The 15,620-nt window shown below is 59.3% G+C and carries 13 protein-coding genes; 10 read left to right on the top strand and 3 right to left on the bottom strand.

Going from position 1 to position 15,620, the window contains the following annotated elements; genetic code table 11:
• The first annotated feature begins 3 nt into the window (after window positions 1–3).
• From AABB31_RS13365 to AABB31_RS13340, 6 genes are all read left to right on the top strand, one after another.
• Window positions 4–1,296 (top strand): hypothetical protein, encoded by a 1,293-nt coding sequence (locus tag AABB31_RS13365; RefSeq protein WP_373634857.1) that lies wholly within the window; start codon window positions 4–6, stop codon window positions 1,294–1,296.
• Entirely contained in the window at window positions 1,265–2,221 is a 957-nt protein-coding gene (locus tag AABB31_RS13360; protein WP_342078832.1) for a MoxR family ATPase, read from the top strand. Before AABB31_RS13365 ends, AABB31_RS13360 begins: the two co-directional genes overlap by 32 nt.
• Before the next feature lie 72 nt (window positions 2,222–2,293).
• On the top strand, window positions 2,294–3,532 hold the full coding sequence (locus AABB31_RS13355; RefSeq protein ID WP_373634856.1) for a DUF58 domain-containing protein: 1,239 nt from the start codon (window positions 2,294–2,296) through the stop codon (window positions 3,530–3,532).
• The gene (locus AABB31_RS13350) at window positions 3,529–4,542 is read left to right on the top strand and encodes a stage II sporulation protein M (protein ID WP_373634854.1); all 1,014 of its coding nucleotides are present in this window, start codon (window positions 3,529–3,531) and stop codon (window positions 4,540–4,542) included. Before AABB31_RS13355 ends, AABB31_RS13350 begins: the two co-directional genes overlap by 4 nt.
• Window positions 4,539–5,462 carry an RDD family protein gene (locus AABB31_RS13345; protein WP_373634853.1) on the top strand — a complete coding sequence of 308 codons (924 nt, stop codon included), beginning with the start codon at window positions 4,539–4,541 and terminating at the stop codon, window positions 5,460–5,462. The genes AABB31_RS13350 and AABB31_RS13345 overlap by 4 nt, the downstream gene beginning before the upstream one ends.
• A gap of 186 nt (window positions 5,463–5,648) precedes the next feature.
• Window positions 5,649–7,358, top strand: coding sequence for a bifunctional sulfate adenylyltransferase/adenylylsulfate kinase (locus AABB31_RS13340; protein ID WP_373634851.1), 1,710 nt, complete (start codon window positions 5,649–5,651; stop codon window positions 7,356–7,358).
• Between the two features lie 23 nt (window positions 7,359–7,381).
• On the opposite strand, the gene AABB31_RS13335 is transcribed toward AABB31_RS13340, so the two are convergent.
• Window positions 7,382–8,548, bottom strand: coding sequence for a nucleotide sugar dehydrogenase (locus AABB31_RS13335; protein ID WP_342077675.1), 1,167 nt, complete (start codon window positions 8,546–8,548; stop codon window positions 7,382–7,384).
• A gap of 200 nt (window positions 8,549–8,748) precedes the next feature.
• On the opposite strand from AABB31_RS13335, the gene AABB31_RS13330 reads away from it, so the two are divergent.
• The 4 genes from AABB31_RS13330 to AABB31_RS13315 all read left to right on the top strand — a co-directional run bounded on the left by AABB31_RS13330 (window position 8,749) and on the right by AABB31_RS13315 (window position 13,566).
• On the top strand, window positions 8,749–10,065 hold the full coding sequence (locus AABB31_RS13330; RefSeq protein WP_342077676.1) for a YjbH domain-containing protein: 1,317 nt from the start codon (window positions 8,749–8,751) through the stop codon (window positions 10,063–10,065).
• The gene (locus tag AABB31_RS13325) at window positions 10,062–10,652 is read left to right on the top strand and encodes a YjbF family lipoprotein (RefSeq protein WP_342077677.1); all 591 of its coding nucleotides are present in this window, start codon (window positions 10,062–10,064) and stop codon (window positions 10,650–10,652) included. The genes AABB31_RS13330 and AABB31_RS13325 overlap by 4 nt, the downstream gene beginning before the upstream one ends.
• A 181-nt stretch (window positions 10,653–10,833) precedes the next feature.
• Window positions 10,834–12,072, top strand: a complete 1,239-nt coding sequence (locus AABB31_RS13320; protein ID WP_342078833.1) for a polysaccharide biosynthesis/export family protein — start codon at window positions 10,834–10,836, stop codon at window positions 12,070–12,072.
• A gap of 69 nt (window positions 12,073–12,141) precedes the next feature.
• Window positions 12,142–13,566, top strand: coding sequence for a mannose-1-phosphate guanylyltransferase/mannose-6-phosphate isomerase (locus AABB31_RS13315; RefSeq protein ID WP_342077678.1), 1,425 nt, complete (start codon window positions 12,142–12,144; stop codon window positions 13,564–13,566).
• A gap of 15 nt (window positions 13,567–13,581) precedes the next feature.
• Here the strand turns inward: AABB31_RS13315 and kynU are convergent, their stop codons facing one another.
• Entirely contained in the window at window positions 13,582–14,784 is a 1,203-nt protein-coding gene (kynU, locus tag AABB31_RS13310) for a kynureninase (RefSeq protein ID WP_342077679.1), read from the bottom strand.
• Window positions 14,784–15,617, bottom strand: a complete 834-nt coding sequence (locus tag AABB31_RS13305; protein ID WP_342077680.1) for a tryptophan 2,3-dioxygenase family protein — start codon at window positions 15,615–15,617, stop codon at window positions 14,784–14,786. The genes kynU and AABB31_RS13305 overlap by 1 nt, the downstream gene beginning before the upstream one ends.
• Between the last annotated feature and the right edge of the window lie 3 nt (window positions 15,618–15,620).

Raw genomic sequence — 15,620 nt, 5'->3', positions numbered from 1 at the left:
CGCATGGGCGACGCAAAATCATCCGTCGTGCTGTTTGGCGGCATTATCGCCTTGTTGGCCCTGCTGATCTATTTGGTCACCGGCGCCAGTAATCGTGCGCTGGATCAGTCCCCGATTGGCACAAATGGTCTGGAACTGTGGCTGAGCGACAATGACCTGCGCACGATCCGGTCGCATCGCCGGGTTGCGCTATCCGAAAGTGAGGTCGCGCTGCGCATTCTGCCGCTCTACGATATCAATCTTGATTGGGATGTCGAACCGCCCACCGACCGCACCGAACGCCGTGCCGCAGAAACCCAACGCGACATCGACCGCGCCGTTGTGATCGAAAAGATGACCTATGTCCCGACCATGCTGGTCTTGCCGAAATGGCGGACAGGGGTGATAGAGCTTGGCCTGCTGGATGAACAGCTGCTGATTTCCTCTGCGATTTATCGGCGGCTGATTGGTCAATTCGAACTGGGTGATCTGCGTCTGCAGCGGACGGGCCCTAAGCTGTTGACCACCGATGACGGTATTGTCCTGTATCAACCGCAGCTCTTCGACGAGCGGTCGCTGGGTCGCACGTGCCGTCCCTATCTGCGTGTCCCCGGGGGTGTTCTGATTGCCCGATGCGATCCCCGTGACGCTGCAACTGTGTATATTCTGTCGGATCCGGATTTTCTGAACAATCACGGTCTGGCCCTTGGGCAGAATGCCGAACAGGCGTTGGCGGTTGTGTCAGGGATCGTCGGGGATCATCCCGGAACAACCTTGCTGGATGTCTCGACCCAGATCGTGCTGAGCATCAATGAAGAGGATGCGCGCCAGATCCGGCCACGCACCACCGAAGATGTGTCCCGCTTTTTCAGCTATCCGTTTTCCCTGATCTGGCTTGGGGCGGGCTTTTGTTTTGTGATCCTGCTATGGCGCGGGCTTGTCCGCTTTGGCCCGCCGCGCCGGGTCGATGACGGCCGTATCACGGCGTCCAAGACGGCCTCGATCGAGGCAAAGGGTTATCTGATGCGGCTGGCAGGCGATGATCTGGCCCTGCTGCGCGAATATGTGGCCGACAAGATGACGGCGCTGGCGCGCGATATCATGGGCAAGCATGCGGGCATCGCGCAGCCAAGGTTGATCCGACGCCTGCACGATATTGCCCCTAACGCAACACCCGCGCTTGAAAACGCGCTCGCCAGGCTGGATCAGATGCATGCAGGTACGCCTGCCGCTGATCTTGATCGCTTGGCCGAAACCTTTGAACAGACCCACCGGAGAATACGTGATGAACTTGGACATGTTTCGCGACGTCGTTAACACGGCGCGCAGTGAGATCGGTAAAATCGTCCATGGCCAGGACGAAATCGTCACCAGCCTTCTGGTTGCGATCTTTGCGCGCGGGCATTGCCTGTTGGAAGGCCCGCCCGGCACCGCCAAGACCCTGCTTGCAAAGACAATCGCCCAAACAATGGATCTTGATTTCGGGCGCATCCAGTTTACTCCGGACCTGATGCCGGGCGATGTGCTGGGTGCGAATATCTTCAACTTTCAGACCGGGGCATTCACCCTGACCCGGGGGCCTGTCTTTACCGATATTCTGCTGGCCGATGAGATCAACCGCGCCCCGCCCAAGACCCAGTCATCCCTGCTGCAGGCGATGAATGAACGGCAGGTCACGATTGATGGGGTCACCTATCCGCTGGGCGAGGATTTCTTTGTTCTGGCCACGCAGAACCCGATTGAACAGCAAGGCACCTACCCACTGCCCGAAGCGCAACTTGACCGGTTCCTGTTCAAGCTGATTGTTGATTTCCCGGATCGCGACGCCGAGTTCGAAATCCTCAGCCGGAACCGTAGCCGCCCGGTGGGCGCTGACCGCGCGGATGACGATATCGCCAAGATATTGACCGGCGAAACCCTGCAGGCCGGGCGCGCGATGGTTGATGGGATCCGGCTGGATGATACGATACTTGCCTATATTGTTGACCTGATCCGCGCGACGCGCACGGATGCCGAGGTGCGTCATGGTGCCTCTACCCGTGCTGCGGACGCGCTGGCAGCGGCGGTGCGCGCGCGTGCTGCCATCGAAGGGCGCGACTATGCCATCCCCGACGATGTGCAGGCCCTGCTGATCCCCGCCATGCGGCATCGGATCGTGCTTGGCCCCACAGCCGAGATTGAGGGCCGCACACCCGAAGATGTCTTGAGCAATATTCTTAATCGCATCGACGCGCCCCGGTAGGCATTGATGCGCCCGTCCCGTTTCCTTGTGATCATTGCCGTCGGGCTTGTCCTGATCACTTGTGTCATTGCAATGACACAAGCTGACGGAGAGTTCGTGTTGCAGGTGATCTGGGCCGGGTTGGCGCTGATCTGTCTGGCTGACCTGATGCTGACCCGAAGCAGGCGCAGCGTGCAAGCCCAAGCGGATTTGCCCAAGCAGATATTTGTCGGCACCACGGCGAAGGCGCAGATCACCCTATCATCGACCAAAGGCGCGCTGCCCGCAGGGTTGGGATTACGGTTTCAGACCTCGCCCGAATTGCAAGTGGGCGCCTTTCAATGGGACAACACCCAACCCACTGCAACAATCGACGCACCGATCACCTGCAACGCGAGGGGCAAGTTTACCTTTGACCGGGTCTGGTTCTTCTGGCCGTCGCGGTTTGGCTTGTTTGATATCATCAGCACGACCAAGGTGGATCACCCCATCGACGGCGTCCCGAATATTCAGCCTGTGCTCAGCGGCCAGATCACCACGCTGGTGCAGGCGCAGCTTTTCGGGGTGAAAGACACCTCCTTCCGTGGCGAGGGGTCCGAGTTTCATCAGTTGCGCGACTTCACGACCGGCATGGACCCAAGGCTGATCGACTGGAAACGCTCGGCCCGGCATGGGTCGCTTGTTGCGCGCGAAACCCATGTGGAACAGAACCACCAGATTATCATGTGTGTCGATAACGGGTATCTGATGCGCGAGCAGATCGGCGGCTTGCCCAAGATTGACAGAGCGATCAACGCGGCCTTGACCACCACATGGGCCGCCGGGATTGGCGGTGATCTTGTGGGGTTTTACAGCTTTGACAGCCGGCCCCGGGTCTTTTTGCCGCCAAGCCCCGGACGCAAGGCGTTCAACCGCATCCGGGCAGAGGCAGCCGCCCTGTCCTATAGCAGCGTCGAGAGCAATCACACGCTGGCGCTGGCCCATCTGAACGGCTTGCTGAACCGCAGGTCCCTGATCATCGTGTTTTCGGATTTTGTGGACAGTATCACGGCCGAATTGATGGTCGAGAATATGGCCGTCCTGAACCGGCATCATCTGTTGATCTTTGTGGCACTGAAAGATCCCGCATTGCACAGCATCACCAACCCTGCGACCCCAAACCTGAACAATGTGGCCATGGCCGTGGCCGGTGGGCAGATCGAAAAAGAGCGCCAGATCGTGCTGGACCGGTTGCGCCGTCTGGGCGTCGTCTGTCTGGATGTGGCCCCCGACCAGTTGTCGCCTGAACTGGTTTCGGCCTATCTCGATATCAAGGCGCGGGAGCTGATATGACCGATACCACGATCAGCAGCGACCTGCGGTCCGTCCGGTTCCGCCGTGAACGGGAACCCGGCTGGACCCGGCTGGAAGAGCTTGTTGCCAAAGCCGAAGCTGGCGGGATGGCCAAGCTGAACTTTGATGAGGCGCGGGATCTGACATCAACCTATCGCCAAACGGTGAATTCCCTGTCAGTTGCGCGCGAAATCTCAATGGATCAGGCCCTGCTGAACTATCTCGATAACCTTGCGGCGCGCGCATATCTGGTGATCTACGCCCCTCAGGCAAGCATTCGTAGCCTTCTGGCCCGCCTGTTCGTGTCGGGCATTCCGCAGGCCTTTCGCCGGTCCGGACCTGTCTTGCTGATCGGCTTTGCACTGATGTTTATCGGGGCGCTGATTGGCTATGCGCTCGTGATGCAGGATAGCAGCTGGTATTATACATTTGTGCCGGGCGAGTTGGCGGGCGGACGAGGGCCATCAAGCTCGCGCGAAATGCTGGAAGGCTCCCTTTATGGGGATGTTCCGGGGTCGCAGAACACCCTGGCCAGTTTCGCGACATATCTGTTTTCGCACAATACACAGGTGGCCATTCTGGTCTTTGCGCTGGGCGTTTTCTGGGCTTTGCCAACCGCACTTTTGACCTTTTACAACGGGACGGTCATCGGGGCCTTTTTCGCGGTGTTCACGCAGGCCGGGCTTGGGTTTGATGTCTTTGCGTGGCTGTCCATCCACGGTGTGACAGAGATTTCGGCGATTTGTGTGGCGGCGGCTGGTGGGGCGCAGCTGGGTCTGGCCATATTGCTGCCCGGCGACCTTAGCCGGGCAGATGCGCTGCGCCTGCGTGGGCGTGATGCGACGAAACTGCTGATCCTGGCGGCTGTGATGCTGGTCGCTGCGGCCATTCTGGAAGGGTTCTTTCGCCAGATTGTGCAGTCGCCCGGGCTGCGTTTGACCATCGGGTGGGGGATGGGCGCGTTGTGGTTGCTCTGGCTTTTGGGCAGCGGGCGCGAGGATCGTAAATGAGCCGCAAACCCAAGAAAAGCGCCAGCGAATATGCGCAGGCCCATCGTCGGCGCGAACAGAAATACATCCTGTCGATCACCCCACCCGAGGGTGTACCGATTTCATTCACCCGCGCCGGGATCGGCACACGGATCGGGGCGCAGCTGCTGGATCTGACGATTACCTATGGCGGCTTGATCGCACTGATCCTGCTGTTCTCAACCGTCATTGCCATTGGATATGAGACGGGCGAGGCGCTATTCGCGCTTTTGGCCTTTCTGATCCGCATCCCCTATTACATCCTGACAGAGCTTGTCTGGAACGGGCAGACACTTGGCAAGAAGATCACCAAGGTCAGGGTGATCTCGGCCAATGGGCGCAGGCTGGACCCGCATCAGGTTGTCGTGCGCAACCTGCTGAAAGAGGCCGAGGTGTTCACCCCCATCATGCTGCTTTTCGGGATCATGAGCTCATCGGGCTGGGTGCAGACGATAATGGCTGTGTGGCTGATGATCGTTCTGGCCATTCCGATCTTTTCCAAGCAAAGCCAGCGTTTGGGTGACATGATCGCGGGCACCTGCGTGGTTGAAGTGCCCAAGATCAAGCAAAGCCGCGAGATCACGGATGCTGGCAAACCCCTGGCCGATACATTCGTGTTCGAGACCAATCATCTGGATCATTACGGGCGTTTTGAATTGCAGTCGCTCGAAGGTATCCTGCGCGATGCATCTACATCCCGTGTCGCGCACGAACGCGACGTTGAAGTCGCCCGGACCATCGCCAAAAAGATCGGCTATACCGACCGCTTTTCCAGTGCGGATGCGCGCAAGTTTCTGTCATCGTTCTACAACGCGCAGCGCGCGCATCTGGAGGCGCGCCAGATGTTCGGGGACCGGCGCGAGGACAAGACCCACCGGGCGCGTGAGACCGATCATTCGTAGTTGCCGGATGACAGTGGGCGTCCGGGTGGCACCACGATGTTGCACCTGACAGCATATATGGGGGGGTCATCATTGCCAAAGGTCTGACGCCGGCCAAAAACCACCGGGACCACGACCAGCGCTTGCAATTCCGGGGATATCGTTTAGCCAGCGCAGAAATGAGAACCAAGAAGGTATGAACCGCCAGTGTCCGCCCCCCTTGCCCCGATCCCCGAACTTTATGTGTCATACGAATCCGCTCAAAAGCTGAAGGTCGAGGCGGCGTCTTTGCCGTCGCATGACCTGACGCCGCGCCAGATCTGTGATCTGGAACTCTTGATGAATGGCGGCTTCAATCCGCTCAAGGGTTTCCTGACGCAGGCGGATTATGACGGTGTTGTCACCGATATGCGGCTTGCTGACGGGACGCTTTGGCCAATGCCGATCACCCTGGATGTGTCGCAGGCCGAGGCAGATACCATCGCGATCGGTCAGGATATCGCATTGCGTGATCAGGAAGGCGTCATTCTGGCGACCATGACCGTCACCGACAAATGGACCCCTGACAAGGCCCGCGAGGCTACGATGGTCTTCGGCGCAGATGATGCGGCGCATCCTGCCGTGAATTACCTGCATAACACAGCCGGTGCCGTCTATCTTGGCGGGCCGGTTGTCGGGATTCAGCAGCCCGTACATTATGATTTCCGCGGCCGTCGCGACACGCCCAACGAGTTGCGCGCCTATTTTCGCAAGCTTGGATGGCACCGCGTCGTGGCCTTCCAGACCCGAAACCCCCTTCACCGCGCCCACCAAGAGCTGACATTTCGCGCCGCGAAAGAGGCGCAGGCCAATCTGCTGATCCATCCGGTCGTTGGTATGACCAAGCCGGGCGATATCGACCATTTCACCCGCGTCCGCTGCTACGAGGCGGTTCTTGACCAATATCCGTCATCGACAACAACGATGAGCCTTTTGAACCTGGCCATGCGCATGGCAGGCCCACGCGAGGCGGTCTGGCATGGTCTGATCCGCAAAAATCACGGCTGCACCCATTTTATCGTTGGCCGCGATCATGCCGGACCCGGCAAAAATTCTGCGGGTGAGGATTTCTACGGCCCTTATGACGCGCAGGATCTGTTCCGGACCCATCAGGAGGAGATGGGCATCGAAATGGTCGACTTTAAGCACATGGTCTATGTGCAGGACCGCGCCCAATACGAACCGGCAGACGAGATCACCGATAAGGACAATGTGACCATCCTCAATATCTCGGGCACGGAATTGCGCCGCCGTCTGGCCGAGGGCATTGAAATTCCCGAATGGTTCAGCTTTCCCACGGTTGTTGAGGAGTTGCGCAAGACCCGCCCGCCACGCGCCGAACAGGGGTTCACCGTGTTTTTCACCGGCTTTTCCGGCTCTGGCAAATCAACCATTGCCAATGCGCTGATGGTCAAACTCATGGAAATGGGCGGGCGGCCGGTGACGCTGCTTGATGGCGATATCGTGCGTAAGAACCTCAGCTCCGAGCTGGGTTTCTCCAAGGAGCACCGCGATCTGAACATTCGCCGGATCGGCTATGTTGCGTCGGAGATCACCAAAAACGGCGGTATCGCGATTTGCGCGCCAATTGCCCCTTATGCGACGACCCGCCGGGCGGTCCGCGAGGATATCGAGCAGTTCGGCGCATTCCTTGAAATTCACGTCGCCACCTCGATCGAGGAATGCGAGCGCCGGGATCGCAAGGGTCTTTACAAGCTTGCCCGCGAAGGGAAGATCAAGGAATTTACGGGCATTTCAGACCCGTATGATGTTCCGGAAAATCCCGAACTGCGGCTGGAGACCGAAAGCGTTCCGGTCGATAGCTGTGCGCATCAGGTCATTCTGAAACTTGAAAGCCTTGGGCTGATCAAGGCCTAGGGTCAGGACCCTAACAAGCGCCTCTAGTCATTTCCAAACAGGTCGCGGGTGAACACCTTATCCGCGACATCGGCAAGATCATCCGTTTGGCGATTGGCGACGATGATGTCGGACTGGGCCTTTAGCTCGGCCAGATCATGGGTGACCTTCGACTGGAAGAAATGCGGCGCGTCCAGCTCTGGTTCGTAGACGATCACCTCGATCCCCTTGGCCTTGATCCGCTTCATGATGCCTTGGATCGCGCTTTGGCGGAAATTGTCAGACCCGGCTTTCATCACCAGCCGGTAAATTCCGACGGTCTTGGGCGCTTTGGCAATGATCGCGTCGGCCAGAAAATCCTTGCGCGTCCGGTTGGCATCCACGATGGCCGTCATCATGTTCTGCGGCACTTCGTGATAATTGGCCAAAAGTTGCTTGGTGTCCTTGGGCAGGCAGTAGCCGCCATAGCCGAAGGATGGGTTATTGTAGTGATCGCCGATCCGGGGATCGAGGCCGATGCCGTCGATGATATCTCTGGATCCAATCCCGCGGCTTAGCGCATATGTGTCCAACTCGTTGAAGAACGCCACACGCATCGCAAGGTAGGTGTTGGCAAACAGCTTGATCGCCTCGGCCTCGGCAGCCCCGGTCAACAGGATCGGGACATCGTCCTTGACCGCCCCTGCGGCCAGCAGTTCCGCAAAGGTTCTGGCGCGATCAGATTTTTCGCCCACAACAATCCGGGACGGGTGCAGATTGTCATAAAGTGCCCGGCCCTCGCGCAGGAATTCCGGGCTGAAGATCAGGTTTTTGGTGCCAAGCGCTGCTGATGTCGCATCAGTGTAGCCGACTGGAATTGTTGACTTTATCACCATTGTAGCCTCGGGGGCCAAGTCCATCACCGACCTGATCACGGATTCCACGCTTGTGGTATCAAAGCGGTTGGTCTCGGGGTCATAATTCGTGGGTGTTGATATGATGATATAGTCCGCGCCAGTATAGGCCGCCGCCGGGTCGGTTGTGGCCTTCAGATGGCCGGCGCCGCTTGCCAGCGCCGCCTCGATGTCTGGGTCGACGATGGGGGACTGCCCTGCATTGATCATTGCGACCCGATCGGTAGAGGTATCAACGCCAATCACCTCATGTTCGCCCGCAAGCAACAAGGCATTCGAAAGACCCACATAACCAAGGCCCGCAACGGCGATCTTCATATACTTTTCCTATCAACACATCATACGCCCCGGGGGCGTTATCCAATACGGCCAACTCCTAGAGGTTTCGCCTTGGCGGATCAATGCCATGCGCATGTTCGCGGTTGCAGCGGGCCGCCGTTCTTGCCAATGTGCCAGCACTAACGTGGGGGTTGTTTTTTGGTCGTCTGGGTAGCTCAGAATGGCGACGGGTGGCGCTGGTGAGGCTGCGCACATTTGCCCTTGCAGGTCTGGGTCTGTCCTTTGTGGGCGGCTCCGCTGCTGAGGTTGCGCCGCATGTGGTGCAAGCACGCGATATTGTTGCGGCGTCGAACCGGATTGCGGCGGATGCACCACTGACCGATATGCAGACAAGTTTGCGCATGGCGCTCGCTGCTGAGGGGTTGATCCTCGAAGGGTTTGCAATTGACGGTGACGCCGCGCAGATCCAAGTGCAAAATGAACGCTGGGATAAGACCGCACAGGCGGCAGGCCGGGCGGCGCGGGTGATGGCCAATACGCTGCCCGCGGGGACCGAAAACCTGACCGTGACCCTGCAGGAAGACGGCGTTCCGATCACTGATATCCGGACAAAGCGCAGCAGTCTGCAAGAACTGCAATTCGACTATGATGGTGCATGGCGGACCCTGGCCCAGGCTCAGATCGGGGATGCGGATGGTCCCCCCACGGGCGCGCCGCGTCTGACCTACAGCCTTGGTGCATTTGCAGACCTGACGCTGGCTGATCCGGAAGGAAAGGCGCGGGCCAGTATCGGGCCGCAATTTGACGTGGCCTATCGTGCAGCACCCGGTCTGACATTTTCGGGGCAGTTTCGCTATGCGCTGCTGGGGAACGCGGATGAGGCCGCTGATGCGGTGCAATCGGGTCTTGATCCGGTCCGGACCGGCTTTGGCCAATATGCACGTGCCGCCGATTTTGAGGTCACACGGCTGACGGCCCGCTATCTGTTCCGCCCCGGTCCGGACCTGTTCGGGCGCGTCACCGCCGGCTATCTGGAGGATATGTTCGGCGGGGTTTCAACCGAAGTGCTGTGGTATCCCAATGACAGTCGCCTGGCATTGGGGGCAGAGTTGAACTACGTCCAGCAGCGCGATTTTGATCAGCTGTTTGGGTTTCAGGATTACGATGTGCTGACCGGCCATGCCTCGGCCTATTACGATTTCAGCCGCGGGTATTCGGCGCAGCTTGATCTGGGCCGTTATCTGGCTGGCGACTGGGGCGGGACGTTCTCGGTTGATCGGGTGTTTGGCAACGGTATCAGTGTCGGGGCATTTGTGACCCGAACGGATGCGTCTTTCGAGGATTTCGGCAAGGGGTCGTTTGACAAGGGGGTGCGCATTGCGCTGCCGCTTTCGGTGATAACGGGCCGCCCGTCACGGCGCCGATTTGAGCAGACAATCCGCCCCGCATTGCGTGACGGTGGCGCGCGTCTGGATATCGACGAACGGCTCTTTGGCACGGTGCGGGACTATCGTGGCATCGGTCTGACCGACGATTGGGGAAGCTACCTGCAATGAGACGCGCAACCCTGATCATTGCCGCTTTGATTGCATTGGTGGCCTGCAGCAATAGCCCGACAGGTGAAATAAACGCTGCTGGTGCCGTGTTGGCCGCCTTTCGCGATAACCCACCGGTGACGCGCTATCATGAATTGGAACGCGCCGGCGCAGCGGCCCGCGAAATGCAATGGGCGGATCAGCCGCCCATCACGACGCTGTTGGAAAACCGGCAGGCGGGCTATGCAACGTGGCTGACGCCCGCCGGGGCGACATTGACTTTGCAGAACGGCGTCTTGCACAGCACCCGCGCCTTGCCTGCGCGTCTGGCGGCATCCGAGATTTCGGACAGTATTGGCTTGATCCGGGCACGTCGGGCAGGCCGGGCCGACCGACTGCACAGCTTCTTGGACAGCAACGGCCAGATCGTTACACGCACCTATCGCTGCGCCATAACCCCGACATCTGACGGGATGTCCGAAGACTGCCGCAGTCTGGACCAGTCATTCATCAATACCTATCAGCTTGATGCGGCCGGGCGCGTATCGCAATCCCGCCAATGGGCGGGGCCGGGTATCGGCTACATCATGATCGGGGCGGTCCGCTGATGTTGCTCCGTCCTGCAATCCGTTTATTAAGGTGTTCGACGGCGAAAGCCGCGGACCAGAGGAGAGTTTCGTGCGCTTAATTGTGATGTTTTCTGTGCTTGTGGGGCTTGCAGGCTGCGGTGCGGTGTACCGCACGCCTGATGTTGTTGCTGGCGCAAACGGGGCTACCAATGTCCGGGTTCTGCCGATGACCGCTGAAAGCGTCATTCAGGCCAACCGGTCAGCCTATCAACCGCAATCGGCCCCGGCGATCTTTACGCTGACAGCCGGCACAGGGTCGGGCATCCGGGGTGCTGGTGCACTGCCAGAGCCGCCAGCAGTGCCAGAAAACCGCCCCGGCGCGTTGGAATTGCGGCTGCCGCCAATGGTCGACCCCGGACCCTACCGGATTGGTGTTGGCGATGTGGTGCTGCTTTCGACGCCAACCGCAGCAAACACTGTCGAAGAGCTGTCCGGCCTTCTGGCGGCACAGAATGCGCGCCAAGGCTACACGGTGCAGGATGATGGCTCGATCAACATTCCCAATGTGGGCCGCGCCGAAATTGCGGGCCGTACGATCGAGGATGCCGAGGCCGTGTTGTTCCAGCGCCTCGTCGAAAACCAGATTGATCCCACATTCAGCCTGGAGATCGCGGAATTCAATTCCCGCAGAATTTCTATCGGCGGGGCGGTGCAAAACCCGACAGTTGTGCCCGTCGCATTGACGCCGGTTTACCTGGATGAGGCGCTTGCGGCCGCGGGTGGGATCACGGTTCAGGATCAGGATTTTGCATCGGTCAGGTTGTACCGCGATGGGAACCTGTACCAGATCCCGTTGACAGCACTTTATTCGCAGGTTGGATTGACCCGGACCCGCCTGCTGGCCGGTGACGCCATCTTTGTGGACACCGAATACGATCTGGCCCGCGCGCAATCCTATTTCGAGCAGCAAATCCAGATCGTCGAAACACGCCAACGCGCCCGCGCCAGCGCCCTGCAAGAGTTACAGCTGGAAGTCGCCCTGCGCCGGGGTGAGCTGGATGAAGCCCGCAGTAACCTGCGTGCGCGCCGCGAGCTTGGTGAGGATGTGAATGAATATGTCTACGTCACCGGCGAGGTTGGCACCCAATCCCGCTTTGCGTTGCCGCTTGGCCGCCGCGCGAAACTGGCGGACGCCTTGTTTGATGCAGGAGGTATTGATGGGGCGACGGGGGATGTATCGCAGATCTACGTGTTGCGCGCATCCAAGGACCCACGCGAATTTGGCGCGGTGACCGCTTGGCATCTTGATGGGCGAAACGCGGGCAACCTGACCTTGCTGACGGCGTTTGAACTGCGGCCCGAAGACGTGATCTTTGTTGCCCAGCAGCCGGTAACCCGTTGGGATCGTGCCGTTTCGCAGATCGTGCCGACGCTTGTGACCGTTGGAAATCAAATTTAGCATTGCTTTGCGACAAGCGGACCTGAGATAACCAGTCCATAACAACGCGTTTGAAGTGAGTATTTTTTGATGACAATTACCCCCGTTCTTCTGTGCGGTGGCTCGGGCACGCGCCTGTGGCCGCTTTCGCGCAAAAGCTATCCCAAGCAGTTTGTGCCGCTGGTGGGTGATCACACCCTCTTTCAGACGACAGCCAGCCGTCTGGCGGGCAGTGAGTATGCCGCGCCACTTGTGCTGACCAATTCGGATTTCCGTTTCATCGTGACCGAACAACTGGCCGAAATGGGGATTGATCCCGGTGCGGTGTTGATCGAACCAGAGGGCCGCAATACGGCGCCTGCAGTATTGGCGGCGGCATTGTGGCTGGAAAAGACGGACCCCGATGCGCTGATGCTGGTGTCGCCATCGGATCATGTCATCCCCGATGGTCCGGCCTTTCAGGCAGCGGTCGCACAGGGGGCGACGGCCGCCCGCGATGGCAAGATCATCACCTTCGGGATCACACCAACCCATCCTGAAACCGGCTATGGCTATCTGGAACTGACACAGGCGGTTGACGCCGCGGATGGTCCGGTCATCCCGCTGAAGCAGTTCGTTGAAAAACCAGATGCCGAAGCAGCGGCAACGCTGGTCGCATCAGGGTGCCATCTTTGGAATGCGGGTATTTTCCTGTTTTCGGTCAAGACAATTCTGGCGGCCTTCAAGGCCCATGCCGCGCAGTTGATCGCCCCTGTGTCCCAGGCGGTTGAGGCCGCCAAGCCTGATCTGGGGTTCCTGCGCCTTGCGCCAGAGCCTTGGGCAAAAGCCGATGACATATCAATTGACTATGCGGTCATGGAACATGCCGACAATCTGGCGGTGGTGCCATTTGGCGCCGGTTGGTCCGATCTGGGCGGATGGGACGCGGTGTGGCGTGAAACGGTTCAGGATGAACGCGGCGTTGCGGTCTCGGGTGCTGCAACGGCGATTGATTGCGACAACACGCTACTGCGGTCAGAGGATCCGCGCCTGGAAGTCGTGGGGATCGGCCTGCAGAATATTCTGGCCGTTGCCATGCCGGACGCCGTTCTGATCGCCGATGCAAGCCGCGCACAGGATGTAAAGCTGGCAGTGTCAGAGCTACGGGCGAAGTCGGCGGTGCAGGCCGAGGCTTTCCCCAAGGATCACCGCCCATGGGGCTGGTTCGAAAGTCTCGTGATCGGCGAGCGGTTTCAGGTCAAACGGATCATGGTGCATCCCGGCGGCTCGTTGAGTTTGCAGTCCCACCACCACCGATCCGAACACTGGATCGTTGTTGAAGGCACCGCCCGCGTCACCGTGGATGAAGAGGTCAAGCTGGTGACCGAAAACCAGTCGGTCTATATCCCGCTGGGTGCGGTCCACCGCATGGAGAACCCCGGCAAAGTGCCGATGGTCCTGATCGAGGTGCAGACCGGCACATATCTGGGCGAGGATGACATCATCCGGTACGAGGATATCTACGCGCGCAGCTAGTCTAGGGTTCTGACCCTAGGTGACCCGGCTGACTGCCTGAAATGCTGGATTGTCCCAAAGCCGGGCGTCCAGCACATTTTGCAGGATATCAACGGCCCTGCGCACGTCGTCGCTATCAAGGTAGAGCGGCGTGAACCCGAACCGCATGATATCGGGCGCCCGGAAATCCCCTATCACATCCTGGGCAATCAAAGCCTGGATCGCCGCGTAGCCATGCGCAAACCGGAACGAGACCTGACTGCCGCGTTGCGCAGAGTCCCGCGGGCTGGCGAGTTCAAGGGCCGGGCAGCGTGCCTCGACCTCGGCGATAAACAGTTCTGACAACGCGATGCTGGCGGCGCGCAGGTCGTGCATGTCCACCTCCCCCCAAACCGTCATCGCGGCCTCAAGTGCTGCAAGTTGCAGAACCGGTGGGGTGCCGACGCGCATCCGTTCGATATCTGCGGCGGGTCTGTAAGATGCCTCAAACGCAAATGGCGCGTCATGGCCCAACCACCCGCTGAGCGCGGTCGAAAGATCGGCGACAATGTCGGGACGGGCATAGATGAAGGCCGGCGCGCCCGGCCCACCGTTGAGGTATTTATACGTGCAGCCCACTGCGAATTCTGCGCCGCTGGCGGCAATATCAACGGGAATGGCACCCGCGCTATGGGCCAGATCCCAGATCATCACCGCCCCAGCCGCATGCGCCGCTGCAGTGATCGCATTCATGTCGTGAATCCGGCCCGTCCGATAATCGACCTGCGTGATCATGACGGCGGCGACATCTTCTGTGATCGCGGCTGACACGGCCTCGGGCGCGACGATCTTTAGTTCGTGACCCTGCGCCAACTGTGCGATCAGGCCTTGCGCCATATAAAGATCGGATGGGAAATTGCCGCTGTCGGACAGAATGACCTTGCGGTCTGGCCGCATCTTCAACGCGGATGCCAGCGCCTGATAGACCTTGACCGACAGGGTGTCGCCCATGACGACGGACCCTTCCGGCGCACCGATCAGCCGGCCGACAAGATTGCCGACGCGCATCGGCTGCCCCATCCAGTCATCAAGGTTCCACCCTTTGATCAGATGCTGGCCCCACTGATCCCGGACGCAAGTCTGCAATGTGGCCTCGACAGCTTTTGGCAACGGGCCAAGCGAGTTGCCGTCGAGATAGATCATGCCATCGGGCAGGATGAACTGATCCTTGATCGGCAATTCCCGTTTGGCATTATCCATCACAAGCGCCCCCGTACGTTCCAAAGCTCTGGAAAAAGTTCGACCTCGAGCATCCGGCGCAGATACTTCACGCCCGATGTGCCGCCGGTTCCTTCCTTGAAACCAATGATCCGTTCAACGGTGGTCACATGATTGAACCGCCAACGCCGGAAATAATCCTCAAGATCGACCAGCTTTTCGGCAAGCTCGTAGAATTGCCAATTGTCATGTGGTGCCTGGTAAATCTGCGCCCATGCATCCATCACCAGGTCGGAGGCCGCATGCGGCTGATCCATCCGGAACGTGTCATCCGGAAAGGACAGGCCCAGCTGGGATGCAAGCCGGCGCAGCACGACATGATATAGCGACGGTGTCCCCAATTCCTGCTGCAACATATGATGCAGCTCTGGCCGGTGTTCGTGGACCTTCAGCATTGCCGTATTCCGGTTCCCCAGAATGAATTCGATCAACCGGTACTGATGAGACTGAAACCCCGATGACGCGCCCAGATCATCTCGAAAGGCGGTGTATTCGCTGGGGGTCATCGTGCGCAGCACGTCCCAGGCATTGTTCAACTGATCAAAGATGCGCGAAACCCGGGTCAGCATCTTGAAGACCGCGGATAGCTGGCCCGCGGCCAGCAGATCGCGTGCGGTCGACAATTCGTGCAATGCCAGCCGCATCCATAGTTCAGAGGTTTGATGCTGAATGATGAACAGCATCTCGTCATGCGCATCTGACTGGCAATTCTGCGCGCCGAGAATGGGGTCAAGCGACAGGTAGTCGCCATAGCTCATATCCTCGGCAAAGGACATTTTCGCGCCCTCGCGGGCTGGATCATAGGCGTCAGTCATTTG

This window comes from Yoonia sp. SS1-5 (genome assembly GCF_038443705.2).
GTDB lineage: Bacteria > Pseudomonadota > Alphaproteobacteria > Rhodobacterales > Rhodobacteraceae > Yoonia > Yoonia rhodophyticola.
The sequence above is the reverse complement of the archived record's forward strand: the minus strand, read 5'-3'. Positions and strand labels throughout refer to the sequence as shown.

Excerpts from the sequence above, each read along its gene's own strand:
- AABB31_RS13365 (WP_373634857.1), top strand. The coding sequence starts at position 4 with ATGGGCGACGCAAAATCATCCGTCGTGCTGTTTGGCGGCATTATCGCC.
- AABB31_RS13360 (WP_342078832.1), top strand. The coding sequence starts at position 1,265 with ATGAACTTGGACATGTTTCGCGACGTCGTTAACACGGCGCGCAGTGAG.
- AABB31_RS13355 (WP_373634856.1), top strand. The coding sequence starts at position 2,294 with ATGACACAAGCTGACGGAGAGTTCGTGTTGCAGGTGATCTGGGCCGGG.
- AABB31_RS13350 (WP_373634854.1), top strand. The coding sequence starts at position 3,529 with ATGACCGATACCACGATCAGCAGCGACCTGCGGTCCGTCCGGTTCCGC.
- AABB31_RS13345 (WP_373634853.1), top strand. The coding sequence starts at position 4,539 with ATGAGCCGCAAACCCAAGAAAAGCGCCAGCGAATATGCGCAGGCCCAT.
- AABB31_RS13335 (WP_342077675.1), bottom strand. The coding sequence starts at position 8,548 with ATGAAGATCGCCGTTGCGGGCCTTGGTTATGTGGGTCTTTCGAATGCC.
- AABB31_RS13325 (WP_342077677.1), top strand. The coding sequence starts at position 10,062 with ATGAGACGCGCAACCCTGATCATTGCCGCTTTGATTGCATTGGTGGCC.
- AABB31_RS13315 (WP_342077678.1), top strand. The coding sequence starts at position 12,142 with ATGACAATTACCCCCGTTCTTCTGTGCGGTGGCTCGGGCACGCGCCTG.
- kynU (WP_342077679.1), bottom strand. The coding sequence starts at position 14,784 with ATGGATAATGCCAAACGGGAATTGCCGATCAAGGATCAGTTCATCCTG.
- AABB31_RS13305 (WP_342077680.1), bottom strand. The coding sequence starts at position 15,617 with ATGACTGACGCCTATGATCCAGCCCGCGAGGGCGCGAAAATGTCCTTT.